Source organism: Pandoraea aquatica, from assembly GCF_902459565.1.
GTDB lineage: Bacteria > Pseudomonadota > Gammaproteobacteria > Burkholderiales > Burkholderiaceae > Pandoraea > Pandoraea aquatica.
Map to the genome: position 1 here is coordinate 880,772 of NZ_CABPSN010000001.1, position 24,405 is coordinate 905,176.

22 protein-coding genes are annotated in these 24,405 nt (G+C 63.7%); 6 read left to right on the top strand and 16 right to left on the bottom strand.

The annotated features are described in order from the left end of the window. Position 1: 1 nt before the first annotated feature. The 10 genes from PAQ31011_RS03620 to PAQ31011_RS03665 all read right to left on the bottom strand — a co-directional run bounded on the left by PAQ31011_RS03620 (position 2) and on the right by PAQ31011_RS03665 (position 9,326). Positions 2–1,045: a type II secretion system F family protein gene (locus PAQ31011_RS03620; protein WP_150574497.1), complete on the bottom strand. Its 1,044-nt coding sequence runs from the start codon at positions 1,043–1,045 to the stop codon at positions 2–4. Between the two features lie 19 nt (positions 1,046–1,064). Then, positions 1,065–1,988, bottom strand: a complete 924-nt coding sequence (locus PAQ31011_RS03625; protein WP_150574498.1) for a type II secretion system F family protein — start codon at positions 1,986–1,988, stop codon at positions 1,065–1,067. After that, the gene (locus tag PAQ31011_RS03630; RefSeq protein ID WP_150574499.1) at positions 1,985–3,355 is read right to left on the bottom strand and encodes a TadA family conjugal transfer-associated ATPase; all 1,371 of its coding nucleotides are present in this window, start codon (positions 3,353–3,355) and stop codon (positions 1,985–1,987) included. The genes PAQ31011_RS03625 and PAQ31011_RS03630 overlap by 4 nt, the downstream gene beginning before the upstream one ends. 1 nt (position 3,356) lies before the next feature. Next, positions 3,357–4,709: a CpaE/TadZ family protein gene (locus PAQ31011_RS03635; protein ID WP_150574500.1), complete on the bottom strand. Its 1,353-nt coding sequence runs from the start codon at positions 4,707–4,709 to the stop codon at positions 3,357–3,359. 103 nt (positions 4,710–4,812) lie between these two features. Continuing rightward, positions 4,813–6,090, bottom strand: coding sequence for a type II and III secretion system protein family protein (locus tag PAQ31011_RS03640; RefSeq protein WP_150574897.1), 1,278 nt, complete (start codon positions 6,088–6,090; stop codon positions 4,813–4,815). 242 nt (positions 6,091–6,332) lie between these two features. Next, the gene (gene cpaB / locus PAQ31011_RS03645) at positions 6,333–7,367 is read right to left on the bottom strand and encodes a Flp pilus assembly protein CpaB (protein ID WP_150574501.1); all 1,035 of its coding nucleotides are present in this window, start codon (positions 7,365–7,367) and stop codon (positions 6,333–6,335) included. Positions 7,368–7,517: 150 nt separating this feature from the next. Beyond that, on the bottom strand, positions 7,518–8,003 hold the full coding sequence (locus PAQ31011_RS03650) for a TadE/TadG family type IV pilus assembly protein (protein WP_150574502.1): 486 nt from the start codon (positions 8,001–8,003) through the stop codon (positions 7,518–7,520). A 210-nt stretch (positions 8,004–8,213) separates the two neighbouring features. Beyond that, positions 8,214–8,693: an A24 family peptidase gene (locus tag PAQ31011_RS03655; protein ID WP_150574503.1), complete on the bottom strand. Its 480-nt coding sequence runs from the start codon at positions 8,691–8,693 to the stop codon at positions 8,214–8,216. 59 nt (positions 8,694–8,752) lie between these two features. Continuing rightward, positions 8,753–8,893, bottom strand: a complete 141-nt coding sequence (locus PAQ31011_RS03660; RefSeq protein ID WP_231965144.1) for a Flp family type IVb pilin — start codon at positions 8,891–8,893, stop codon at positions 8,753–8,755. 247 nt (positions 8,894–9,140) lie between these two features. Then, positions 9,141–9,326 carry a Flp family type IVb pilin gene (locus PAQ31011_RS03665; RefSeq protein ID WP_046292265.1) on the bottom strand — a complete coding sequence of 62 codons (186 nt, stop codon included), beginning with the start codon at positions 9,324–9,326 and terminating at the stop codon, positions 9,141–9,143. A 1,002-nt stretch (positions 9,327–10,328) separates the two neighbouring features. Between PAQ31011_RS03665 and PAQ31011_RS03670 the strand changes: the two genes are divergently transcribed. The 6 genes from PAQ31011_RS03670 to PAQ31011_RS03695 all read left to right on the top strand — a co-directional run bounded on the left by PAQ31011_RS03670 (position 10,329) and on the right by PAQ31011_RS03695 (position 17,745). Further along, the gene (locus PAQ31011_RS03670; protein WP_150574505.1) at positions 10,329–10,646 is read left to right on the top strand and encodes a hypothetical protein; all 318 of its coding nucleotides are present in this window, start codon (positions 10,329–10,331) and stop codon (positions 10,644–10,646) included. Positions 10,647–10,673: 27 nt separating this feature from the next. After that, positions 10,674–12,278 carry a collagen-like triple helix repeat-containing protein gene (locus PAQ31011_RS03675; RefSeq protein WP_150574506.1) on the top strand — a complete coding sequence of 535 codons (1,605 nt, stop codon included), beginning with the start codon at positions 10,674–10,676 and terminating at the stop codon, positions 12,276–12,278. 288 nt (positions 12,279–12,566) lie between these two features. Continuing rightward, positions 12,567–13,760, top strand: a complete 1,194-nt coding sequence (locus tag PAQ31011_RS26860; protein WP_150574507.1) for a collagen-like triple helix repeat-containing protein — start codon at positions 12,567–12,569, stop codon at positions 13,758–13,760. Between the two features lie 86 nt (positions 13,761–13,846). Then, a complete protein-coding gene (locus PAQ31011_RS03685; protein WP_150574508.1) occupies positions 13,847–14,590 on the top strand; it encodes a MarR family winged helix-turn-helix transcriptional regulator in 744 nt (247 codons plus the stop codon). Positions 14,591–14,699: 109 nt separating this feature from the next. Further along, positions 14,700–16,007 (top strand): collagen-like triple helix repeat-containing protein, encoded by a 1,308-nt coding sequence (locus PAQ31011_RS03690; protein ID WP_150574509.1) that lies wholly within the window; start codon positions 14,700–14,702, stop codon positions 16,005–16,007. A 529-nt stretch (positions 16,008–16,536) separates the two neighbouring features. After that, the gene (locus PAQ31011_RS03695) at positions 16,537–17,745 is read left to right on the top strand and encodes a Tle-like phospholipase domain-containing protein (RefSeq protein WP_174989919.1); all 1,209 of its coding nucleotides are present in this window, start codon (positions 16,537–16,539) and stop codon (positions 17,743–17,745) included. A 96-nt stretch (positions 17,746–17,841) separates the two neighbouring features. On the opposite strand, the gene PAQ31011_RS03700 is transcribed toward PAQ31011_RS03695, so the two are convergent. The 6 genes from PAQ31011_RS03700 to odhB form a co-directional block, all read right to left on the bottom strand. Then, positions 17,842–18,324: a DUF2147 domain-containing protein gene (locus PAQ31011_RS03700; RefSeq protein WP_150574511.1), complete on the bottom strand. Its 483-nt coding sequence runs from the start codon at positions 18,322–18,324 to the stop codon at positions 17,842–17,844. Positions 18,325–18,544: 220 nt separating this feature from the next. Then, the gene (locus PAQ31011_RS03705; RefSeq protein ID WP_246179323.1) at positions 18,545–19,018 is read right to left on the bottom strand and encodes a DUF2147 domain-containing protein; all 474 of its coding nucleotides are present in this window, start codon (positions 19,016–19,018) and stop codon (positions 18,545–18,547) included. Between the two features lie 52 nt (positions 19,019–19,070). Then, the gene (locus tag PAQ31011_RS03710) at positions 19,071–19,709 is read right to left on the bottom strand and encodes a DUF2939 domain-containing protein (protein ID WP_174989921.1); all 639 of its coding nucleotides are present in this window, start codon (positions 19,707–19,709) and stop codon (positions 19,071–19,073) included. Positions 19,710–20,338: 629 nt separating this feature from the next. Beyond that, positions 20,339–21,436, bottom strand: a complete 1,098-nt coding sequence (gene zapE / locus PAQ31011_RS03715) for a cell division protein ZapE (protein ID WP_150574513.1) — start codon at positions 21,434–21,436, stop codon at positions 20,339–20,341. 108 nt (positions 21,437–21,544) lie between these two features. Continuing rightward, complete coding sequence (gene lpdA / locus PAQ31011_RS03720; protein WP_150574514.1) at positions 21,545–22,975, bottom strand: dihydrolipoyl dehydrogenase; 1,431 nt, start codon at positions 22,973–22,975, stop codon at positions 21,545–21,547. Between the two features lie 94 nt (positions 22,976–23,069). Continuing rightward, on the bottom strand, positions 23,070–24,338 hold the full coding sequence (gene odhB, locus PAQ31011_RS03725) for a 2-oxoglutarate dehydrogenase complex dihydrolipoyllysine-residue succinyltransferase (RefSeq protein ID WP_039397811.1): 1,269 nt from the start codon (positions 24,336–24,338) through the stop codon (positions 23,070–23,072). Positions 24,339–24,405 lie beyond the last annotated feature (67 nt).

Below are 24,405 nucleotides of genomic sequence, written 5' to 3' on the forward strand. Positions count from 1 at the left end.
GTCAATTCATGGCCTCCATGGATTTGGTCAGCGACAGCAGTGCCGGTCCGGCCACCACGAGCATCAGCGCGGGCAGCAGCGTGAGCATCATGGCGAGCGTCATCTTCACGGTGAGCTTGCCGATGCGCTCCTTCATGGTCTGACGGCGCTGTTCGCGCAAGCGATCGCTGAACTGTTGCAACGGCTCCTGCACCGCGCCGCCGTGCTGTTCGACCTGCACGATCAGTCTCACCAGCGCGCGCAGATCGTCGTTGTCGTACACCTCGCGCAGCCGTCCCATCGACGCCTCGCGGCCGCGCCCCGACGCGTACTGCCGGTTGGCGTTCTCGAATTCCTTCGACAGAATCGGCAGCACTTCGCGGAAGTCGGACACCACCACGTACAAGCTCTGGTCCATCGACAGCCCCACGCCTTGCAGCAGTCGCAACAAGTCGATGAGCAACGGCAGTTCGTCCACCAGATCGCGGCGACGTTGTCCTGCCTTGCGCTGCACGTAAAACTTCGGTGCGAGCAATCCGGCGCCGGCCGCGCCGATCAGCCGAAGGATCGTGCCGAGCCCGCCACCGCCCGGAAACCACAACCAGACGATCAGCGGCAACACTACCGCCAGCGCCACGCGTGCGAAGAGGAACAGCGACTTGGCGCGCACGCTGTCATAGCCGCATTGCGCGAGCAGCAGACGATCCTCCGCCGCGATCAGGTTCTGTCCGAGGCGCGTTTCCGACCACTGCTTGCCGAGCGCCGCCGCACGATCGAGCAGCGAACGCCAGCCACGCTGCTTTGCGCCGCCCTCTCCCACCCCTTGAGCATCGTCGTCGCCGTTGACGTTGGCACGCAATCCCGCTGGTGACGTGGCGGCGCGCAACGCCGCAAGCGCCTGTTGCTGACGGCTGGCCAACACCTGATCAATCATTCGTTCGCTGCGCCCTTGCCGCACAGCGCGCAGCAAGATGGCCGACGCCGCCAGTAACAGCCCTGCCGCGACCATCAGCAGGCCGAGCATCATCCAGGTTTGCGAGTCAGTCGAGAACGATGAGAAGTTCATGGCTGCAGGTCCTTCGCGCTCAGAGCGACTTGGCCAACCGGTACAGCACGAAACCGCCGAACACTTCCAGTCCCAGCCCGATAGCCAGCAACTTCTGACCGGCCGGTTCCTGGAACATCGGCTCGAAGAACTTCGGATTCAGCAACATCAGCAACGCACTGACGACGATCGGCAGCGCTGCAAGCACCCAAGCCGACATCCGCGTCTCGGACGACAGCGCGAACAACTCGGCCTGTGCCTGCTCGCGGTCGCGCATGAAGCCCGACATGCGCGCCAGAATCTGGTCGGCACGTCCGCCGAAACGCGTCGACAGATCGACGACCGACGCGAACAGATAAATCTCATCGACCTGATAGACGCGTGCAATCTGCTTGAGCGCGACGTCCAGCTCCACGCCCGCCTGTACCTGACGCACCGCTCGCTCCAGCAACTCGCGCAGCGGCAGATCGGCGTTGCCCGCTGCCGACTGAAACGCCGCAGGCAAGCTGTTACCGACGGTCAGCATCCGCACCATGCCGTCGAGAAAGATCGGCAACTGGCGCACGATGTCACGATGCCGGCGCGCTGCCTTGAGCCAGTAGCGCAGTACCGTGACCACCGCGTACACGATCAGAATCACAATCGCCGAGAGCGGCCCCTGCCACGCCCAGAACCCCAGCGTCAGCACGATCCCGGGCACGATCAGCATGAGATAGAACGGCGTATCGGGCTGCACGCCCGCGCGCTCGAAGAAGAACTCCCACGGCAACGATTTGCGACGCGGCAAACGCACTTCGCCCGTCTCGGTGCCCCCGAACTTCGGCGCGTTCTGCGCCAGCTGACGCTCAAGGAACGCGCTGGTCGCCTGTTCGCGTGCGCGCTGATGGGTGCGACGCCACAGCTCCAGCCCCGCTGCCACCAGCAGCAGTGCGATGCATGCGGCCCACAGCACGAGGGCGTTCATCGACGACGTCCGAAGAAGCCACCACCACCGGAGTCCGGCGGCACATTGCCTTGTTGCGCCTGCACGGCGGCCGCCGCATTGCGGGTCTGCTCTTTGTAACGTTGCAGCTTGGGCGAATGCGGCTGGAGCCCGAGCGAGACCCACTTGTCCTTTTCCTCGCCGTCCGGACCGACGACAGACTCGTGACGGAACAGCTCCTGCGTCGAGATGACGGTATCGGACACGCCGGTCACTTCGGTAATCGACAGAATCCGCCGGCGTCCGCTCGACAGGCGGCCGATCTGCACGATGAAGTCCAGCGCACTCGTGATCTGTCGGCGCAGACTGCTCTCGCTGCCCTGGAACCCGGCGAAACCCGCCAGCATCTCCAGACGATAGAGACATTCGCGTGGCGAGTTGGCGTGGATCGTGGCCATCGAGCCTTCGTGGCCCGTGTTCATCGCCTGCATCATTTCCAGCACTTCGGAGCCGCGCACTTCGCCCACGATAATCCGGTCGGGACGCATCCGCAGACTGTTGCGAATCAGGTCGCGAATCGTCACTTCACCGGAACCGTCGAAGCCGCCCTGACGCGACTCCAGCCGCACCACGTGCGGGTGGTTCAGCGAGAGTTCGGCCGTGTCTTCCACCGTCACCACGCGCTCGGTCGCGGGGATAAAACTCGCCAGCGCGTTGAGCAGCGACGTCTTGCCCGAACTCGTGCCGCCGGAGACGAGGATGTTGCAACGCGAGCGCACCGCCGCTTCGAGCAGGTTGTAGATCTCTTCGTTGAAGCTGCCGAGTTGCAGCAGGTCCGACGGCTTGAGCGGGTCTTTGCGGAACTTACGAATCGAGACGACCGGGCCGTCCACGGCGAGCGGCTCGATCACTACGTTCAGACGTCCGCCATCGGGCAGACGCGCGTCGACCATCGGATTCGATTCGTCCAGACGCCGCCCGATGGGCGCGAGAATACGACGCACGATGCGCAGCAGGTGCTGATTGTCCGAGAAGCGCAGCGCTTCGCGTGCCAGCACACCACGACGCGAGACATACACGTCGTTGTAGCCGTTGATCAGAATGTCTTCCACGGCGGCGTCGGCCAGCAGATCCTCGATCGGACCGAAGCCGGCCAGTTCCTTGGTCAACGCGTCGGATATCTGACGCAACTCCGCCTCGTTGATCGGGATGCGGCGCAGACGCACGAAGCCGTCCATCTCCAGATCGACGAACTGCTGGATCGCGCTACGGCTCCAGCGCCCGAATTCCGCGCCGAGTTCTTCGATACGCGCCAGCAGATGTTCGTGCGCAGCGGTCTTGATGTCCTGAAACTGCTGTGAATTGGCAAACGCGCGCTTGTCGTCGGCAAATTCGATGGAGTCGGTCATATCAGTGCTTTCCCATGAATCGGCCCAGCCAGCCCGACGACTGGCGGTGCGACGCGGCTCCCGCATGCTGTGCGGAAAGCAGTCGTTCCACCAACGGTTGCAGCGCGCGCACATACGGGTCGCTGCGCGCCGTGTCGATGATCAGCTTGCCCTGATTGGTGGCCGAGAGCATGGCGAGCGGCCGGTCGGGCAGCGTGGCGAGCAGCGGCACGTCGAAGCGCTTGGCGATCTGGTCGGCCGCCATGCCGTAACGCGGGTCATAACGATTGAGCACGAGGTGCAGATGGCTGCGCTCGACGCTCTTCTCCTCCAGATCGCGCAGCATCGACGCGAGCGAGACGATCGCGCCCACGCTCTGGTCCACCACGAGCCACACTTCGTCGGCCGCGCGCACTAGGCTCGCCACGAACTGCGGATTCGAGAAGCCGCCGAGGTCGGCCACGATCAGATCGAAGAACGCGCGCAGGCGGTCGGTGAGCGCGAGCGCATCGGCCGCCGCCACGCTGCGCATATCGCCCAGATCGAGCGGCAGCGGCAGCACGGCCAGACCGCTCGGCGCGTGCGAAACGGCCGTGTGCACGAGCGTTTCGTCGAAACGGCGCAGGTTTTGCACCGCCTCGGCGAAGCTGAACTGGCTTTGCGTGTTGAGATACAGCAGACCGTCGCCGGAAGGCAGCCCGAGATCGAGCAGTGCGACGTGACCGAGCAGCGAGCTGTCGAACTTGTCGTCCTTGTTCGCGTTGGCCTTGGCCGCCTTCGCGGTCTTCTCCGCACGGTCCGGGTCGGTGCCGACGGACATTTCCTGACCGAGTTGCGACAGATGTGCCGCAAGCGTGCTGCATCCGACGCCGATCCGGGCACCGAGCAACACGATGAACCGGCCATGACGTTGAGGCGCCGCCGCTACGCTTGCCGTGGGCGTGTGATCGATCACGCGACGCACGACCTCGAGCGCTTCCTCATGCGTCGAATGCATGTCGATGAAATCGTGGACGCCGGCGCGCATTGCGGCCTTCATGCCGTCGGCGCGGACCATCGAACCCACGGCGACCAGCGGCAGCTTGGGGGCGACGCGTTTGAGCATCTGCGCCAGTTCCGTCGCCTGCGCGATGCCGCCATCGGGCGGGTCGTCGGCATGACCGGTCGGCTCGCCCGAGAAGTCGAGCAGCACGACCTGCGGATCGAGATCGCCGATGCGCTGCTGCAACTGCGCCGGACGTCCGGCCTCCTGCAGCACCACGCCCTCTTCGCGCAAAGCCGCCGAGAGCCACTGTCCGTGGCCGGCATGTGCGCTGCAAAAAAGAAAGCGATGCAACTCAGTCATGGTGTCCAGTATTCGCGTCGGTGCGTTCATTTGTGCACTCCTTACTACCCCAACCCGGCTTTCGCCGATGCTTCGCCCGAGACCACCGCGCCGCCATCGAACCTGCTTCGATCCGGCGCCAACGCCACTTCGGTCACTTCGAGAAGCCCGGCAGTTCGCTGTCGCTTGCCACGCCCATCAAATACTCGCCCCACACAGGCCCCGGCCGCTTCTCCCGGGTGTCCCCCGGCAGCGGCAGCGTCACGTCTCTGGAAACCGGCTTGACCAGATGCGGCGTGACGATGATGACCAGTTCCTTCTCGATACTGTTGTACTTCAGATTCCGGAAAAACGAGCCGATGAGCGGCAGATCGCCCAGCAGCGGCACTTTGTCGACGGCGGCGGTCGTCGTGCGCGAAATCAGGCCGCCGATGATGAAGCTCTCGCCGTCGCCCAGCTCGACCGTCGTATCGGCACGCCGCGTCGTGATCGCGGGAATCTGCGTCGACGCAATCACCACAGCATTCGTGTAGTCAAGATCGGACGCCTCCGGCGCGACCTTCAGGGCAATCCGATTCGGCGACAGAATCGTCGGCGTCACCGTCAGGCCCACACCGAACGATTTGTAGACGATGGTCGTCGTCCCCAACCCGCCCGACTGCGGCACCGGCAACTCGCCACCAGCGAGGAAGCTCGCACTTTGTCCCGACAGGGCGACCAGCGACGGTGCGGCCAGTACGCGCCCCAAACCGTTCGACTGCAGCAAGTTGATCTTCGCCGACAGGTTGAATGCGCCTCGCGTGATCGATCCGAAGAACGATCCGAAGTTCGACGTCGAGGTGCCGCCGCTGCCGAAGGCGGCCGTGCCCAGCGTCGAAATCACGCCGAAACCGCCCGATGGCGAGTTGTGCTGTGCCGTGAAGTCCACCCCCAACTGATTCAGGATGTTGCGGTTCACCTCGACGATCTTGACGTCGACCTGCACGACGCCGGTGTCTCCGACCGTCGAACGGTCCACCACCACCCCGCCCTTACCCGTCGCATCGACCGCGGCCGCTTGCAGGCCGCTATGTTCGATGAGCGTATTCGTATGTCCCTTGATGACCGCCGCACTACCGCGCGCGTCGACGCTCGCCGTGCCGGAGTCGCCCAATGCACTTTGCAGGTTGCCCTGCACATGAATCTCCCAGCGGGTGGCCTCGCCACCGCGCGGCCACGTCGATACCTGTGTCGTACCGGCCTTCTTGCCGACGACCAGCACCGAGCCGCGACGACCGCCCGAACCCTTGAGCACGACGACGTCCGCAATCTCCGGATCGGCAACGGCCACGCGCTCCAGCGTGCCCGGCACCTGCAATTCGCGCTGCTCGTGCACAGCGAGCGTCAGCGACCGAGCCCCTGCGCTCGGTGCGGTGTCGGCGGCGTCGGCCATCCGGACCGCGACCGTCGCGCCCCCCCCGAGCAGCGCAGCAAAACAAAACAGCATTCCCGTGACACGTCTGGTTTCTCGTCTGGCAGTGCGAACCTGGCTTCTGATCATGGCGTGGCTGTATCGGTCACTGTGTCGGTTAAGTGGTGTTCGTCGCACTGGTTGCCCCCCGCGCTCGAACATCACCGGATCTGCTCGTCACTTCAATTCAGGTCACTCAGTTCAAATCGTTGCGATGCGTTGGGTTAGAAGGACGCGGTGGATCGCTCGGCACCGCGCACGACTTCGACCGTGCCGCCACCCCCGCCACCGCCGCCGCCCGGCGCACGCGGTGCGGGTGCTGCCGCCGTGCGTCGCGGCGGCTCGCCCGCCAGACCCGTCGTCGCGATACCGGCGTAGGCCTGGTTCTCCGGCGAGTTCAGTGCGGCCTTGTTGTCGCCCACGAGACCGGCCTTGCTCACGAGTACGGGCGGCGTCGGCGGGAACAGCGAGGTATCGGGTTTGGTGTCGTCGGCCGGGTTGCGCAATGCGAGCGTGATCTTGCCCTGCTGCGCGCCGAGCACGAGCCGGTTGACGTCTTCGATCGGCACAGCGACGACCGCCGAGGTCGCGGGCATCGGCGGCGGTTGCGGCACGGTCGCTTGTTGGGGCGGCGGCGCACTGGCCGTCGCTGCTGCGACCGTGGAGGCGACAGTGGGCGCTGCGGGTGGCGGCGTGATGTCGTCGAGCGACGCGTTGCCGTAGGTCAGCACTCGCACGCGCGACGCCAGCAAACGCGCTTGCGTGTCGTCCACCAGCCCGACCGTCGGGCTGCCGGCCGGCTGATTCGTCTTCATCGTGAAGAAGACGTCCACGAAATCGCCGGGGCGAATGCGGTTGCTCACGCCAACCGTCTCGGTCACGGGAAGGGCGACGGCGCGCTCGCCGGGAGCGAGCTGCATCGCGAGCCCGCGTGCCAGCGTGTTTTGCGTCACGGGCACGCCCGCCGCGAGGGCGACGAGCGGCACACGGCCCACGACGTCCGCCGGGTTGGCGAAGGCATTAGGCGTCTGGCTGTCGAACTGCGCAATCTTGATGTCGTCGGCCGTAATCGGCTTGCCCGGGGCAAGCGCCTTAGCCGCCACCACGGCCGGGAAGCGCTGTGTCAGCGTTTGGGTCACCGCCGAGGGCGTGGCATTCGGCGCAGGCGCATTGTTCGTTCCCAGACGCAATGCGAACAGCGCCAGCGCGACACCGACGATAACCAGCACAGCAGCAAGAATCTTGGTGGCTTTGTTCATGGCTTGGGGCCTGTCGGCCGTTCAGTCACAACTTGCGGAATGCCGGCGAGCCGGCGGCATATCAATCTGATGCGACTTTCTGTTGCCTCACTCGTTGTCCTACTTGTCCCGTGCTTGCTTCGTGCTTGTTCCACCGATCCAAACCATCGCTCAACTCCCCCCTAACGTCGATGTGTCCAGCGTCACGGCCGCCGTACCGATCACGGTTTGCGGCACCAGCGCGCCCAGCCCCGGCCAGTTGACCGTCATCGGCTGAGTCAGCGTCAGCGTCACATGGACGATGCATTGCGACACCGTACCGGTCCCCGACGCCGGGCAGGGATACGTGGCGTCCACCGGAAACGTCGCGCTGACGGCCGACGCCGAAGGCCAGGTCAGCGTGGTATTGATCGCCGTCGTGGCGTAGCCCTGACGCTGTGCCATCGTGCCGGCGCGCAACATCGCACGGCCCGCTTCGGAGGCGGCCTGTGTGAGCATTTGCCGGGCAAGAATGTTGATGGAGAAGGCGACGGCGACGTAGAAGGCAGGCAGCAGGATCATGAGGATGAGCATGAATTCCAGAGCAGCGACACCGCGCGGTCGTGTTGACCGAACGCATCGCAACCCTGAATTTGCCCGTGCCCCAGACCGCTTCATGACGATACTCCCCGTCGCGCACGGCGCTTTTCGACCGTGTCTGGCGACGCATGAACCTGCAAATTTGCGCGGCGTCGCCCGCGCCTCCCGTTATTACGGTGCTGGCTTCGCCAACACTCGTCACCTCTGATGCACGCCTACTTTGCGATGGTCAGCGATCTTGCTGCTGCCTACGGCCGGGGCCCTCACACCTTCATCCGCTCACTGCCTTCATCGCACCACGAGCGCTGCGGCGGCCAGATACGCCCCGTAAGGCAAACCCACACGCCCTGCCCGCCACTGCAGAATTCGTTGCCACACGCCTGACGCCATCCAACGTTCGCGCCACCGTGTCAGCCATTTCATACGGCCGGTGAGCACCACCAGCGCATGCACCCCGGTTGCCACACTGGCCAGACACCACACCGGCAACAGCGCGGGGTATCCCGCTATCAACCCGATCACCGCAAACAGCTTGACGTCGCCTGCGGCCATCACACCTCGCCACCAAAAAGGTAGCAATACGATCAATCCCAGAAGTGCGCCCAGTCCGTGGACCCATAGCACGCGAGTTCCGGTGTGCCACGCTTGCCACGCAATCCAGACCAGCGCGGGCGCAGCAACAGACAGTAGCCAGATATTCGGGATACGCCGTGCGACCAGGTCAGTCAGTACGATCGGCACACACAACAGCCACAGCAATGTCAGCACAGGAGGTCTCGCTTCAGGTTTCGCTCAGACCGCCTATACATATCAGCGCCGATGCCGTCTCAATGCGATGCCGCCGAGGTGGCCGCCGACGTCACGGTACTGAATGCGCTCGAGAGCACACTGCTCATGTTCGTGTAGACAGTGCCGCCGATGATGACCGCCACGATGGCCGCGAGAATGCCGTATTCCAGCGCGGTCACACCCTTTTGCCGCGACAGTCTGTGCTGTCGGCCGCTTGCCCCAACTCGATTTGCTCGCATGATTCGCTTCCTCGCGAATACTGCATCCCACTACCCCGAATGGCGCCTGTCTGTGAACCTGCGCCCTTCCCCATATTTGATCTCTGGTCCGCACGATCCCTCGCTACAACACGCAGACGCGAGGAACCTGTGCCGACTTCTTGTGTGACGCCAAAGCGCCGTTGTTCCGATACGAACTACGTGAACCTTATGCGCCTGCTGCCGTAACCGCCGACTGGATCTTCGAGAACACGGAGGAGAACGTCGTGCCCAGGTTCGTATAGACGGTGCCACCGATGATCACCGCGACAATGGCGGCGAGGATGCCGTACTCAAGCGCCGTCACACCACGCTCGTCGCGCGCAAACAGACGAAAACGATTACCGAGTTTCATATCACCCTCCCTCAAAAAGGCGCTAAGCGCCCGTTGGCACACAGCAGGGCTGTCATCCACCCGAAGGTTTGACGACACAGTCCCGCCATATCGCTGATCAACTCTTGACTTCGGCCTCGGGTTCGTTGCGCTGCAAGGCTCGCGAACCTCTTTTACGTTGTACGCCAATATTTCCTTGGCTGTTGGCACAACCTTTGCACCACGTACTATTTTTTTCTGATGCTAATTTAAACTAAATCACAAAAACTAGAGTCTTGCTTCCAATCACCCCGGAGGATGTAAGAAAACGTTACACAAGTTGATCAAACAATACTCCAAAACTAGGCAATACAACGTGCGCGAGGGAAAACCATGATTGGTGCGACGCCACACACATTAGCGAAATCCCCTCACGCGCAGTTTCAGCGAACAATTAAATAACTATTCATCTTTTCCGAAACGCACTCATCGCGTTTCATCACGCGATCACACCCACACCACGCGACACTTAGCGCCGTCCCTTCGCCTCACGCTCCCCCGACGACACAGCGCCTTTAGCTATTAGTACGGCTTCCTCGCTATTACGTTCGATCAGGCATTACCCGAATCGCTCGAAGACCTGAATATCGTCTGAGGTGTTTTGATGCATTCGCTTTTACTCCTGATTTCCACGGCTGCGCTTCATTCGTTTGCACTACGCCTTTCTCCACGCCTTTCGTAACCCTTTCGTTCCGTTACATCCGAATCGTTACGTTACGTTACCCGTAACGAACCCCGTAACGGGAACGTCGTTTCGCCGCTTATTCGCCATTTCCCGATGGCGTTAACCCTGACTTTCCACTCCCTCCACGCGGTCGAGATATCTCGATCCAAAAGATTCTTGTTTTCCGAAACGCAAATAAATACAGGCTTTTCAGCCGATTGCCGGAAAAACTAGAAGGCTTATTCGAACCCCGGATCTGAGGTTGGCACACCTCTTGCAGATATCCCTGCATCGCAACGCTAAAGATCACGAGGGACACCATGATCGTTGGCAATACCAAACAAACGATGTACGGCGCAGCAGCCATCTCGGCAGAGCGTCAACGCATCACGGCAAAGCAGCGCGAGGCTGTGGCCGACACCGGTCGTAGAGGCGCAAGCCCAGGGAGGGGCGGTGAAGAAGGCGGTGGCGTACGCGCCACCGCCACACCGACCGACGCGGCAAACGCTCGCAGCAGCAACACGAATTCGGCCCATGCGATGACGGGCCCCGATAGCGCAACTGTTACCGCGCTCCTGTTCGCACTCATCGCACAACGCATGAACAACCGACTGGCAGCGCAAAACGTGCTCGCCTGAATACGACAAAGACCAGAGGACACCATCATGAAAAACATCCAACGCAACCTTCTCGCTTCCGCCGTTCTTCTCGCCGTCGTCACGATGACCGGCTGCGCCAGCTCCGGTTCGGGCGGCACCAGTGGCTCGCTCGGCGACGGTGGCGGCAGCGGCACCTCGGCCGGCACCGGCAGCGGCGGCGGCTCGGGTGCAGGCACCGTGCCGGACGGCTCGGGTAACGGTTCGGGCAACGGAAATGGCAGCGGTAACGGCAATGGCAACGGGAATGGAAACGGCAACGGTAACGGGAATGGCAACGGCGGCACGGGAGCCTCCACCAACCCGATCGGCGTCGTAGCAGGCACGGCCAGCACCGGCGTCGTGACGCAAGTCGGCAAAACGGTCAGCGATCTGGGCACGACCCTTGGCACCACGAACCTGCCGGTCCTCAGCTCGCAAACGCAAGGTGGATTGTCCGGCGCTGTCGTAAAGACCGGCGACGCCGTGCAGTCGATCGGCAACGGCCTCACGAACGGCCTCGGCAAGCTCGGCTCGAGCAACGACGTACTGAACCCGACGCTCACCGGCGTTACGGGTGCCGTTACCAACCTCGGCCAAGCGGGTCAGCAAGTGGGTAGCGCCGTAGCAGGTCTGGGTCAAACCGGTCCGCTCAAGAACGTCGCGCTGGTGAACGGCGTGACCACCCTGCTCGGCGGCGTGGTGACCTCGGTCGGCGACGCCGGTGTCGCACTCGGCGGCGGACTGACCAACACGGTGAACAGCTCGCCGGTGCAGCAACTGACGTCGGGCCTGACGCAAACCATCGCGCCGATCACGACGGTCGTGACGAACACGACGCAAACGGTCGGTAACGCCACGGGTCTCGGCACGCCGGTCGCCGGCCTGCTGGCCACGGTCGGCGGCGGTCTGGCCGGCGTGGGCACCAAGCTTGGCGGTCAGATCAACAACCCGGTCGCGAAGGACCTCGGCGGTGTCGTCGCCGGTGTAGGCACCACGGTGGCCAGCCTGGGCGGTCTCGTCCACGGCACCCCGTCGAGCACCAACCCGCTCGCCCCGCTCTCCGCAGCGCTTGGCGGTCTCACGGGTGTGGTCGGCGGCGGCACGGGCACGGGTTCCGGCCCGCTGGCCCCGGTCACGGGCTTGCTCTCGGGCCTCACGGGCAGCCTCGGCGGTGCCGCTGGCGGTGCGTCGGGCAACAACCCGCTCGCCCCGGTCACGAACCTCGTCTCCGGCCTGACGGGCGCACTCGGCGGCGCAACGGGCGGTGCTTCGGGCAGCAACCCGCTCGCCCCGGTCACGAACCTCGTCTCCGGTTTGACGGGCGCACTCGGCGGCGCAACGGGCGGTGCCTCGGGCAGCAACCCGCTCGCCCCGGTCACGAACCTCGTCTCCGGCCTGACGGGTGGTCTCGGCGGCACGCTCACGGCGGGCGCAGGCGGCTCGGCAGGCACTGGCGGTGCATCGGGCGGTGCCGGCGGCTCGGCTTCGGGCGGTGTGCTCGCCCCGGTGACGACGCTGCTCGGCTCGGTGACGGGTGCGGTCGGTGGTGCGACGTCGGGCGGCAGCAACAGCGGCGGCCCGCTCGCTCCGGTGACCGGTTTGCTCGGCGGCCTGCTCGGCGGCAAGAAGTAATCGAGCGGACTGAACGACAGACAGGCAGAACCGATCATGACCCGCGCGATTCCACCGCCAGCTTGTGACCGCCGCGATCCGGCCCTCGCACCGATGCTCACGCACCGGACCGGGCCGGGCCGGATCCGGCTCACCCCACACGCCGCACGCGCACAACGGCATCACAGCGAGCGGCCACGGTTTCTCAAATGGAAATAGCAGTACCTGAGGCAATTCGCGACAACACACGGCGTCATTGAGCGGTCCCCCGCCAGCCGATATTCAGAACGATCAAGGGAGATAGACATCATGAGCAACGCACTTCAACGCACCCTTCTGGCTTCGGCCGCCATCGCAGCCATCGCGCTCACGGGCTGCTCCAGCGGCGGCGGCGGCAGCGGTGCCACCTCGGCCGGCACGACCGGCACCCCGAACGCAGTCGGCACGACGGCCGCTGGCGCAGGCGGTGTGGTCAGCTCGGCAGGCAACGTGGTCAGCGCCCTGGGCGATCAGGTGGCCACCACGCCACTGCCGCTGGTGTCGCAACAAACTTCGCAGGGCATGGGCGGCGCACTCAAGAGCACGGGTAACGCCGTCACCGATCTCGGCAATGCCGTCAGCACCGGCCTCGGCCAGACCGGAACGAACGCGAACACGGTGGGCGTCACGCTCGCTGGCGTCGCCCCGGCTGTGACGGATCTCGGCCACGCAGGCGTGTCGCTCGGTAGCGGCATCCAGGGCATCACCAAGGGCAATCCGCTGCAAAACACGCCGGTCGACACGCTGGTGGGTGGCCTCGGCGGCGTCGTCCAGTCGGTGGGTTATGGCGGCATCGCCGGTGGCGCGATCCTCGGTCAGGCCCTGGCGACGACCGGTCCGGTCGGGCAAGTGACCTCGACGCTGTCGCAGCCGATCAACCAGATCACCAACATGGTCTCCGATACCACGCGCACCGTTGGCACCACCACGGGCCTCGGCGGTCCGGTGTCCAACCTGATCACCACCGTCGGCGGTGTCGTCAGCAAGGTCGGCACGACCATCGGCGGCACGTCGAACAACGGTGTGGTGGTCGCACTGGGCAACACGGTGGACGCCACCGGGAAAACCGTCTCGACGCTCGGCGGTGTGGTCAACGGCCCGACGTCCAACGGCTCGACGAACTCGTTCGGCTCCCTGCTCGGCGGCCTCGGCAATACGGCTGCAGGCGGCGGAAGCAGCGGCAACCCGCTCGGCTCGGTCACCGGCCTGCTGGGTGGTCTGGGCGGCCTCGGTGGCACCAGCGGCAGCAGCAGCCCGCTGGCCCCTGTGACGAGCCTGCTCGGTGGCCTGAGCGGCGCGGCGTCCGGTGGCAGCGGTAGCAGCAACCCGCTCGCCCCCGTCACGAGCCTGCTCTCGGGTGTGACGAGCAGCGCCGGTGGCAGCACGGGTGGCGCTGGCGGGCTGTTGGTGATCATCCAGCCGGTGACGAACCTGCTGGGTAGCGTCGCCAGCATCGGCAAGTAATTAGCAATCGCTTCAGGACGTGGCATGGCGCATAGCCGTACGTCGCCGGCCACGTCACAACTAACAACAAACGATAAGGAAATGCCATGGCCCGCTTTCTCTCCGATACCGGCGTTCTGATGCGCGGTCATGGCGAATCCGCCCCGCAAGGCGCAGAACCTCTGGCAATGCGCGACACCGGCAACCCCAGCAACCATTTCGGTGCCTCTCAAACCCATAACACTTACGGCGCCGAGTCCGGCACCGCTTCGCCTAACGGCTCCAATGGAACCAATGCAACGAACGGAGCGAACGGCACCATGAGCGATCGACACACGAACCGTAACGATCTCGTCGCCGGTATCGTCCGTTCGCTCGGACGGCGGCTGGCCGTGTACACGGCGCTCTATCACGCGGCGCTCGCCGAACAGCTCGGCCTGAACGTCACCGACCTGAACGCGCTCGATCTGATTCTCGAACTCGAATCGATCACTGCAGGACAGCTCGCCGAACTCATGGGCGTGAGCTCCGGTGGCATCACCACCGTCATCGATCGGCTGGAACGCGCAGGCTTCGTCGAGCGCGAGAAAAATCCGCACGACCGTCGCATGGTGATGATTCACCCTATCGAAGAAAAGTGTGCACAGATCGAACAATTCCTGTCGTCCGTCTCGCGTGAACTCACTGCGGTGAGCGCGGCGTACGACCACAGCGAACTCGCTGCGATCCACGACTTCCTGGTGCAGAGCATTCGCACCCTCAAGAGCGAGACCTTCCGTCTGCGCTTCGAGGCCGATCAGGACATCGCCGGTCTCGTGTCGAACGGACGCGGCAACGCATCGAAGTCGTAAGCCCAACAGCGGATGAGCGGACGGCGTTCGCGCGAACGCCAAGACCGCCCCCGTCGACGCAGGTCAAGCAGGTCGAAGCGGACTGCGCCGTACCGAAAGGAGATACGTCATGTCGAAGATTCTGCGTCCCACGTTGCTCACAGCACTTGTGGCGGGTGTAATCGGTATCACCGGATGCTCCAGCTCGGGCGGCGGCAGCGGCGCGACGGCCAACACGCCGACCAATCCCACAAACCCCAATAACCCGACGAATCCGACCAACCCTGTCAATCCGACGAACCCCACCACGAGCAGCAACGGTGTCGTGAGTTCCGTCGGCTCGGTGGTGAGCGCAGTCGGCGATCAGGTGTCGGGCACCACGATTCCGGGTGTGTCGCCGCAGGTCACGCAAGGCGTCGGCGGGGCGATCTCGCAGACGGGCACCGCCGTCTCCGATCTCGGCAAAGGTGTCGGCGACGGTCTCGGTCAACTCGGCAAGTCCGGCGCGAATCCGGTCGGCACCACCCTCGCGAGTACCGGTGGTGTCGTGTCCGATCTCGGCAACGCCACCAAGTCGCTCGGCAGCGGCGTAGCCGGCATCGGCAACAGCGGGCCGCTGGCCAATACCCCTGTCAGCTCGCTGACGGGCGTGCTGGGTCAGGCGGTCACTACCGTCGGCCAGGGCGTCGTCACCGGTGGCCAAGCCCTCTCGCAGACGCTCACGAGCCCGCAAGTCGTTCAGGCGACCTCGATGCTCTCATCTGCCATCACGCCGATCACGAACACGCTCGTCACGACGACGCAAACCGTCGGCGGTGCCAGTGGTCTCGGCACCCCCGTTGCAGGCCTGCTCGGCACACTTGGCGGCGCGTTGAATTCGGCGGGTACACAGGTGAAGGCAGCCGCACCCAACGCCGTCGTCGCGAGTCTCGGCAATCCGCTGATGGCACTGGGCAATACGGTCACGAGCGCAGGCGGTCTGCTCTCCGGCAGCACGAACGGCAGCAGTGCGAATGCGTTGGGTAACGTGCTGGCGAATGTCGGCAATACGACCGTGACGCCGACGACCACCGGCGGCAGCAATCCGCTCGGTGCGCTCACCGGATTGTTAGGCGGACTGGGGGGTGCGACGGGTTCGTCGGGTGCGTCGGGCAATCCGCTCGGTTCGGTCACCGGACTGCTCGGCGGCCTGACGGGTAGCGGCGCATCGGGCAGCAATCCGCTGAGTCCTGTCACCGGGCTGCTGGGTGGCGTAACGAGCGCGACAGGTGCTGGCGGCAGCGGTGCGAGCAACCCGCTGGCCCCCGTCACGACGTTGCTGAGTTCGGTGACTGCACCGCTGACGTCGCTCGCAGGTGGCGCATCGGGGAGCACCGGCGGCGCAGGCGGTCTGCTTGCCCCCGTGACCGGTTTGCTCGGCGGTTTAGGCGGGAAGTAGTCGCGTAGGAAGCCAAACAGCGATATATCGACACCGGTCGTAAGGGGTAAAGGCAATCACCCGGCCGGAAGATCGCGAGGGGGAACCGTTCGCAGGGTGCAGGCCCTGACGACGGTGCAGGACGGCCACGCCCGGACAGTGAAGCGACACTGCCCGGGCGTTGTCGTTTTCGACGTCCGTCGAATCGCAGCATCGTCATCGACAGGCGATGGTTCGCATCTTCATGAACGGCAGCGACGCATCTTTCAAATGAGCCATTCTTGATTTCCGGGGGCCAAGGCCGCGCGCAGAATCGCTCGACTTTTATGTCGTCCCCCAGGCCCTTATGCACATCGTGTCCGGCGCGTTTAGCCCTTCGCATTTCTCCTCTTCCCTCTTCACTCGCTCCGCCAACGATCCGCACAACCCGTCACTAGAAAATACATCGCAATCCGAACTTCACACCGACTCCGCGGCGCGCGAAACACCTGCCCAATGGGCCGATTTCGCCAGGGAACGTCGCACGTTCGATGCCCAGCGGCGGCGCGCATTGCAACTCGCCAATACGCTAAGACGCGCGGAACCCGGTCGTCACACCAATGTGAGCGACACGGCCAACGACCCGGTGGCCGAGCGTGTGCGTGCGCTGACGCAAGCGTGGCGAGATGCGACGCGGGAGGCGCGAGCGTCCGGATCGCGATCATCCTCAGGCGATGAAGTGGATGCGGCGTCGCGTCCTTGCAGTTGTCTGGAATCGGTGGCCTATGACAAGGTGTTCGCGCAAATGCAACCGCTCATCGGCGACAGCGCCGCGCACGATTCCGCGTGTCAGACGGCGAAGCTCGTCACCGTCGCACAACGCATCGACGAACTCGACACGTTGATCGAAGCGAAAGGCCGCGCAAGCCTCCCCGCGTCGACGATCGAACAACGCAACGACATCACGGCCGCCCTCGTGAATCACGACGTCTACTTCGATCGCTCGGTCCCACAGATTTTGCCAACACGCGTGCGACGCATCAGCGTGCACGACGACAACGGACCGAAACAATCGGGCTTCTTCGGCGCGCTGTACGAAGACAAGCTTTGCGAACGGTTTCTCGCAGCGGATCGCGGCACCGAGATGGGCATTACCGGACGCGCGTTCGTCGACTGGAAGCACAACATCCGACAGGCGTTGGGGTTGCGTTCCAAACAGTACGAAGAGGCCATCAACTGGGCCAAATCGCTGGCGCGTCACTACCCGCCGCAGCAGCTCGTTTTCACAGGTCACTCGCTGGGCGGCGGACTGGCATCGGCGCAAACGTCCGTGGTACGACATTCAACGGCGGTCACGTTCGACACAGCAGGGCTTCACAACAGCACCGTGGCGCGGCATGCTGCCGTTCCCGCCTGGTCGCGCGTGAAGGCCTATTACGTCGAAGGCGAACTCCTGTCGGTGATTCAGGAGATGTTGAGAAGCAGCCTGAGCGTTGCAACGCGCATACCGCTAATCGGTCATGCCGTGTCGTGGGCCGCGCGGATCATGATTCCGCGCCCCATCGGTACGCGCATCGCCTTGCCGCCCGCCAAGCCGCCACAGATGGCCGCCGCGCGTCATCGCGGCCGCCATGCGTCGCATGAAACGCCCGCCGCGCCCAAAACCACGGGCATCCGTGGTGCCATCGCCCGGCATTCGATGTTGCAGATGATCTACTCGTTGTTCGATGGCTTGCCCAGCGTGGCTCGTTTGACGCGCGCCGCCTCACCTGCGCGTTGATCCCAACGGCCTCGGTACCCTGAATGAAAAAGACCCGGCGAAAACTCGTCCGGGTCTTTGAGTCGTTTGTCTAAGAAGCTTGCAGCGCTTGCTGCCTTATTGCTCGCGAATCCACGTCTGTGTACGGCCGATCAGCGAAATGCCGATGAAGCCCCGAACGTCGAGCTTCTTGCCGCCGTCGGTCACGGTCATCTTGCACTTGTAGTCCTTGCCGTTTTCCGGATCGAGGATGGTGCCGCCAGCGTAGGTGTCACCGTCCTTCTTGATGCCGCGGATGATTTCCATACCAAGCATTTTCTGGCCCTTACGCTCGTCTGTGCACTTCTCGCAAACGCGCGCCGGATCGTCGTTCTCGCCGAGGCCCTTGGTGATCACGCCGACGTATTCACCGTTCTTCTCCGAGATCGTGACGAGCGCTTTCGGCTTGCCCGTGCTGTCGTCGATCGTCTTCCACACACCGACCGGTGACATGTCGTCGGCAGCCAGCGCCGCCTTCGCGACACCACCCAGCAACGCCACTGCGACGAGCGCATGCGCCCCCAGACGTCGCCACGACGTCGCGTTCGAAATCTGCTTCATGATTGTCATCCTCCCAGATACGGAATTGATTGTCGTAGGACTCGACGTCGTCGCCGGGAATGCGGCATATCACGCGTGAGTCGCTTTGAAGATTACGCCAAAGGCGTGGCCTCGTGCTGAGGAAGTCCTCTAGCCGACCCGCGCCTGCGTCGTGCCATCGCGCGTGACCTCGCGTGGTTCTTCGTCGCTCAATCTACCGGGAGATGTAGGGGATGTGGCGCTACTGCTCGCGAATCCACGTCTGCGTGCGGCCCAGCAACGAGATGCCGAAATAGCCTCGAACTTCGAGTTTCTTGCCACCTTCGACGACCCGCATCTTGCAGCCGTATTCGCTGCCGCTGTCAGGATCAAGAATTTTCCCACCGATGTACTCGTCGCCGTCGGGATCCTTGTGCAGACCACGGATGATCTGCATGCCTTGCAGCTTCTTGCCGCGACGCGCGTCGGTGCACTCGTTGCAGCGGCGCTCCAGCCCGTCCGGCCGACCAAGGCTCTTGGTCAGCGCACCGACGATCTCGCCGTCCTTTTCGGTAATGGTGATAAGCGCCTTCGGGTCGCCCGTCTCGTCGACAATGCGCCACACGCCGACCGGCGTCGACAGGTCGGCAGACGCAGCGGCCACGAGCGCATTGCCGGTCAGCATGGCGGCGACACACAGGCGTCGCCAGGACATCACATTCAAAATCGAGTTCAAGATGGTGTTCGCGGCTGGCTGGAAAGCGCGGGTCGATGAGGGATTGGAGGGATCAGAGCGGCGGCAATGCGATGGCCGTCAAACGCCACTGCACAACATTGCGACGCGTCAGCGTGAACGTCACGACCCGTTCCGGACGGTCGCTACGCGAGACGTGCACGAGGAAGTGGTTGAAGTCCTGAAACTCGGTACGCGTGGTCGTACGCGGCGGTTGGTTTTCCGGGGTGGCCGCGGTGGTCGGGGCATCCGACGCATCGCCACCGCTATTCGTCGGAGGAGCTGAAGGTGCGGCCTGCGGCGCGCTGGATTCGGCTTGCGGGGGCGCCACATCGCGCGGTGCGGGCGCACCCGGCGCCGGCGGCAGTCCCGTGCTGTCACCGCGCAACATGGCAGCGACAGCCTCTGGCGTCAGCAGGGCTTCCACCACACGATCGGACACCCAGCCACCAAAGGCCAGGGCGAGCGCGCCAAAGGCGTTGCCCCGCTGCTTGTCCATCTGACGGGAAAGCTCGTCGTGAAGGCTCGTTTTCAGGCTTTCACGCACGGCCGGATAGTCGACGTACGACGACAGCGCGGTGGCGTCACGAGCATTGGCGGCATCGCGCGCACGCCACAGGGTGTAATACGGCGTGCCGAACAGCAGCCCCAGTACGACAACAAGGGCCACAACAACCAGAGAAAGCTTACGCATTGCAAGACTCCGACATTCAAAACAGCGCATGGTAGGCGACGTATTACGCGCGGCCCCCATCGGCTTACATTGCTTTACAAATCTTTACAGCACGTCGGCCTCTACGCTTTTACTCTCGAAGCGTAGCCGCATTTGCCGTGGCGTGCTGAGCAGCCTACCCGGCTGGCATGGCATGGGCACGACAAACGGGGATTTCGGCAAATTAAGGCAGTTCAACCGACAAGGAGGTGGCATCGTGCGTCACAACCGACTTGTCCGGATACTGTGTTGCGTCATGCTGGCCGGTGCCTCGTGGGGCGCTGCGGCCCAATCTTCGTCGGACGGCCGATTCTTCCAGGGCTGGTTCGCGCAGGCCGCCGATCGTCCGAACGGACGCGGCGACAATCATGGCGGGGCACGGCCTGGACCGTCCCGACCGCAACAGCAGGAGGTTCGGCCGCAAGGCGACCTGCGGGGCGACATCTACAACCATATCCGCGAGCAGCGGCAACCGCCGCCTCCCCCGCCACAGCAGGACTCCCGCCAGCGCAATCGCGGGGACCGGGGGCGCTAAGCGCCCCCTCGCCGGCCTTACTGCCGTCTCCTGTATCGGGTTCTCCGACGTGGCGAACGACAGGAGGTGAACGACTTCAGGTCAGCGAGGTATCCACCACGCGACGCGGCGCTTCCAGATACTCCAGCGACTGCATTTCGACGAGTCGCGACACGGTGCGCGTGAACTCGTTGGAAAGCGTCCCTTCCGTGTACAGCTCTTCCGCCGGCACTTCCGCCGACATCAGCAACTTGACCTTGTGGTCGTAGAAGACATCGACGAGCCACGTGAAGCGACGCGCTTCCGAGGCCATGCGCGGCGTCATCTTCGGCACGTCCGAGAGCACCACGGTGTGAAAACGATTGGCGAGTTCGAGGTAGTCGTTCTGCGAACGCGGACCACCGCACAACGTATGGAAGTCGAACCAGACAACGCCGCCCGCACGACGCAGCGCCTTGAGTTCGCGCTGTTCGATATGCAGCAGCGGACTTTCGTCCGGCACACCGGCAATCTCGCTGAACGCTGCACGCAGCGCACGGTTGGCTTCGTTGCCCAGCGGATAGTGATAGACCTGCACCTGCGCCAGCGTACGGCGGCGATAGTCGATGCCGGCGTCGACATTGAGCACGTCGAGCTTCTCTTCAAGCAAACGGATCGCGGGCAGCACACGATCGCGGTGCAGGCCGTCCGGGTACAGCGTGTCGGGACGATAGTTCGACGTCATCACGAACTGCACGCCGTTCTTGAAGAGTTCGGAGAGCAAGCGGTGCAAGATCATGGCGTCGGCCACGTCCGAGACGTGAAACTCATCGAAGCAAATCAGGCGATAGCGCTTGGCAATACGTTTGGCGAGTTCGTCCAGCGGATCTGGCAGCCCTTTGAGTGCCTGCAACTGGTGATGAACTTCGCGCATGAACTCGTGGAAGTGCAGACGCGTCTTGCGCTGCAACGGCACCACCGAGTAGAAACTGTCCATCAGGAAGCTCTTGCCGCGTCCCACGCCGCCCCAGAGGTAGACACCCTTGGGCAGGTCCGGATGCACGAGCCACTTCTTCAACGTGTTCGAGCGCTTGGACTTGTAGGCTGCCCATTCGTCGTAGCATTGCTGCAGACGCTCGACGGCGCGCTCCTGCGCTTCGTCGGGCTTGTAGCCGCGCTCGGCCAATTCTTGTTGGTAGTATTCGCGAACGTTCATGCAGTGCGGCGACGAGCCGGCGCCGGGGGGCAAAAGTAACAACGGAAATCGGGAAAAAACAAAGGCGAGTCGCCTCGCCTTTGTTCGTACAGGTAAGCGTAAAGCAGCTTACTTGTTCAGTGCACGCTTCTCGACATCGAGGGCGGCTTCACGCATCACTTCCGACAGCGACGGGTGCGGATGGCAGATACGGCCGATGTCTTCCGACGCCGCCTTGAACTCCATCGCAACCACGGCTTCGGCGATCAGGTCCGAAGCGTTCAGGCCGATCACGTGCACGCCGAGGATTTCGTCGGTCTTGGCATCGGCCAGCACCTTCACGAAACCGTCCGACGAGCCCATGCCCAGTGCGCGGCCGTTGGCGGCGAACGGGAACTGACCCGGCTTGAACTCACGGCCTTCGGCCTTGAGTTGCTGCTCGGTCTTGCCGACCCATGCGATTTCCGGCGAGGTGTAGATCACCCACGGAATGCAGTTGTAGTCGATGTGCGGCTTCTGACCAGCGATGACTTCGGCCACCAGCACGCCTTCGTCTTCGGCCTTGTGCGCGAGCATCGGACCACGCACCACGTCACCGATCGCGTACACGTTCGGCAGCTTGGTACGGCAGTGGTCGTCCACCGGAATGAAGCCACGCTCGTCGGTCGCCAGACCGATGTTGCCCAGACCCAGATCGTCCGTGTTCGGCACGCGGCCGACCGACACGATCAGGCGGTCGACTTCGAGCGTGTGCTCCTTGCCGTCCTTGTCCGCGTAGTTGACCGTCACGTTGTTCTTGCCGGTATTCACTTCGCCGACCTTCACGCCGACGTTGATGTCCAGACCTTGCTTCTTGAACTGCTTGGCGGCTTCCTTGGCCACGCCGGCATCGGCGGCGGCCAGGAATTCCGGCATGGCTTCGAGCACGGTCACTTCCGAGCCCAGACGACGCCACACCGAACCGAGTTCCAGACCGATCACGCCAGCACCGATCACGCCCAGCTTCTTCGGCACGGTGTCGAACGAGAGCGCACCTTCGTTATCCGAGATGAGCTTGTTGTCGACCGGCATGCCCGGCAGATGGCGGGCCTTCGAACCCGTGGCGATGATGACGTTCTTGGCCGTGACCGATTCGTTCTCGGCGCCCGTCACATCGATCTGGTAGCCACCGTCGTTCTTCGCGACGAGCTTGCCATGACCCTTGAGCCACGTGATCTTGTTCTTCTTGAACAGGTACTCGATACCACCCGTCATCTTGTCGACGATGCCTTGCTTGCGCGTGAGCATCTTGGCGATGTCGATCTTGACATCCGACGTGGTGATACCGTGATCGGCCAGGTGATGACCGACCTTTTCGAATTCTTCCGACGACGCGAGCAGTGCCTTCGACGGAATGCAACCGACGTTCAGGCACGTGCCGCCCAGCACCATCTTGCCGGCCGGGTTGGTCCACTTCTCGATGCAAGCGACCGAGAAGCCGAGTTGTGCAGCGCGGATTGCGGCGATATAACCGCCGGGGCCGGCGCCGATAACGACTACATCAAATTCTTTGTTTGCCATTTTGAGACTCAGTGAAGGTTGACGGCAGGGGGAGGCGCGGCGCGCCGACCACGAGAAACGTGGCCGGGCAACACCGCGCAGTGCGCGCTAACGCTTACAGGTCGAGCAGCAGGCGAGCCGGATCTTCCAGCGCTTCCTTCATGGCGACGAGGCTCAGCACGGCTTCGCGGCCATCGATGATGCGGTGGTCGTAGCTCATGGCCAGGTAGTTCATCGGGCGGATGACGATCTCGCCGTTCACCACCACAGCGCGTTCCTTCGTGGCGTGAACGCCCAGAATGGCCGACTGCGGCGGGTTGATGATCGGGGTCGACAGCATCGAGCCGAACACACCGCCGTTCGAGATCGAGAACGTACCGCCGGTCATTTCTTCGATCGACAGCTTGCCGTCGGCAGCCTTCTTGCCGTACTCGGCGATCTTCTTCTCGATGTCGGCCAGGCTCATCTGGTCGGCATTGCGCAGAATCGGCACCACCAGACCACGCGGCGAGCCGACAGCGATACCGATGTCGAAGTAGCCGTGGTAGACGATGTCGTTACCGTCGATCGAGGCGTTCACGGCCGGGTACTTCTTGAGCGCGTGGACAGCGGCCTTGACGAAGAACGACATGAAACCCAGCTTCACGCCGTGTTCCTTCTCGAACTTGTCCTTGTACTTGTTGCGCAGGTCCATCACCGGCTTCATGTCCACTTCGTTGAACGTGGTCAGAATGGCGTTGGTCTGTTGCGATTGCAGCAGGCGCTCGGCGATACGAGCGCGCAGACGCGACATCGGCACGCGCTGTTCCGGACGGCCTTCCAGCGACGTGTCGCGGCCAGCCGGCGCGGACACCGACGGCAATGCGGCACGTTGTGCCGGTGCCGGGATCGACGAAGCGGCAGCAGCGGCCGGCTTGGCGCCAGCAGCCAGGGCATCGCCCTTGGTCACGCGGCCATCGCGGCCCGAACCGGCGACGTCACCGGCCGACAGGTTTTTCTCGGCCAGCACCTTGGCAGCAGCCGGGCTGGCGATGTTGCCCGAAGCACCACCGGCTGCGGGGGCAGCGGCCGGGGCAGCAGCGGCTGCGGGAGCGGCGGCTTCTGCCGGCTTGGCAGCGACCGGGGCGGCAGCGCCGGCCTTGGCTTCGGTGTCGATCTTGGCGATGATCTGCTCGGACGTCACGGTGTCGCCGGCGTTGGCGGTCACTTCGACGAGCACGCCAGCAGCGGGTGCCGGCACTTCGAGCACGACCTTATCGGTCTCGACTTCAATGATGGTTTCGTCCTGAGCGAATGCTTCGCCGACTTTCTTCTTCCAGTCGAGCAGCGTGCCTTCGGAAACCGACTCGGAAAATTGGGGGACTTTAACTTCAACAATGGCCATTTCTGGATCCTGGATTCGATAAACGTTCAATTCGGAAATACGGCAGCGGCCGTCCCTGGGGGAGGAC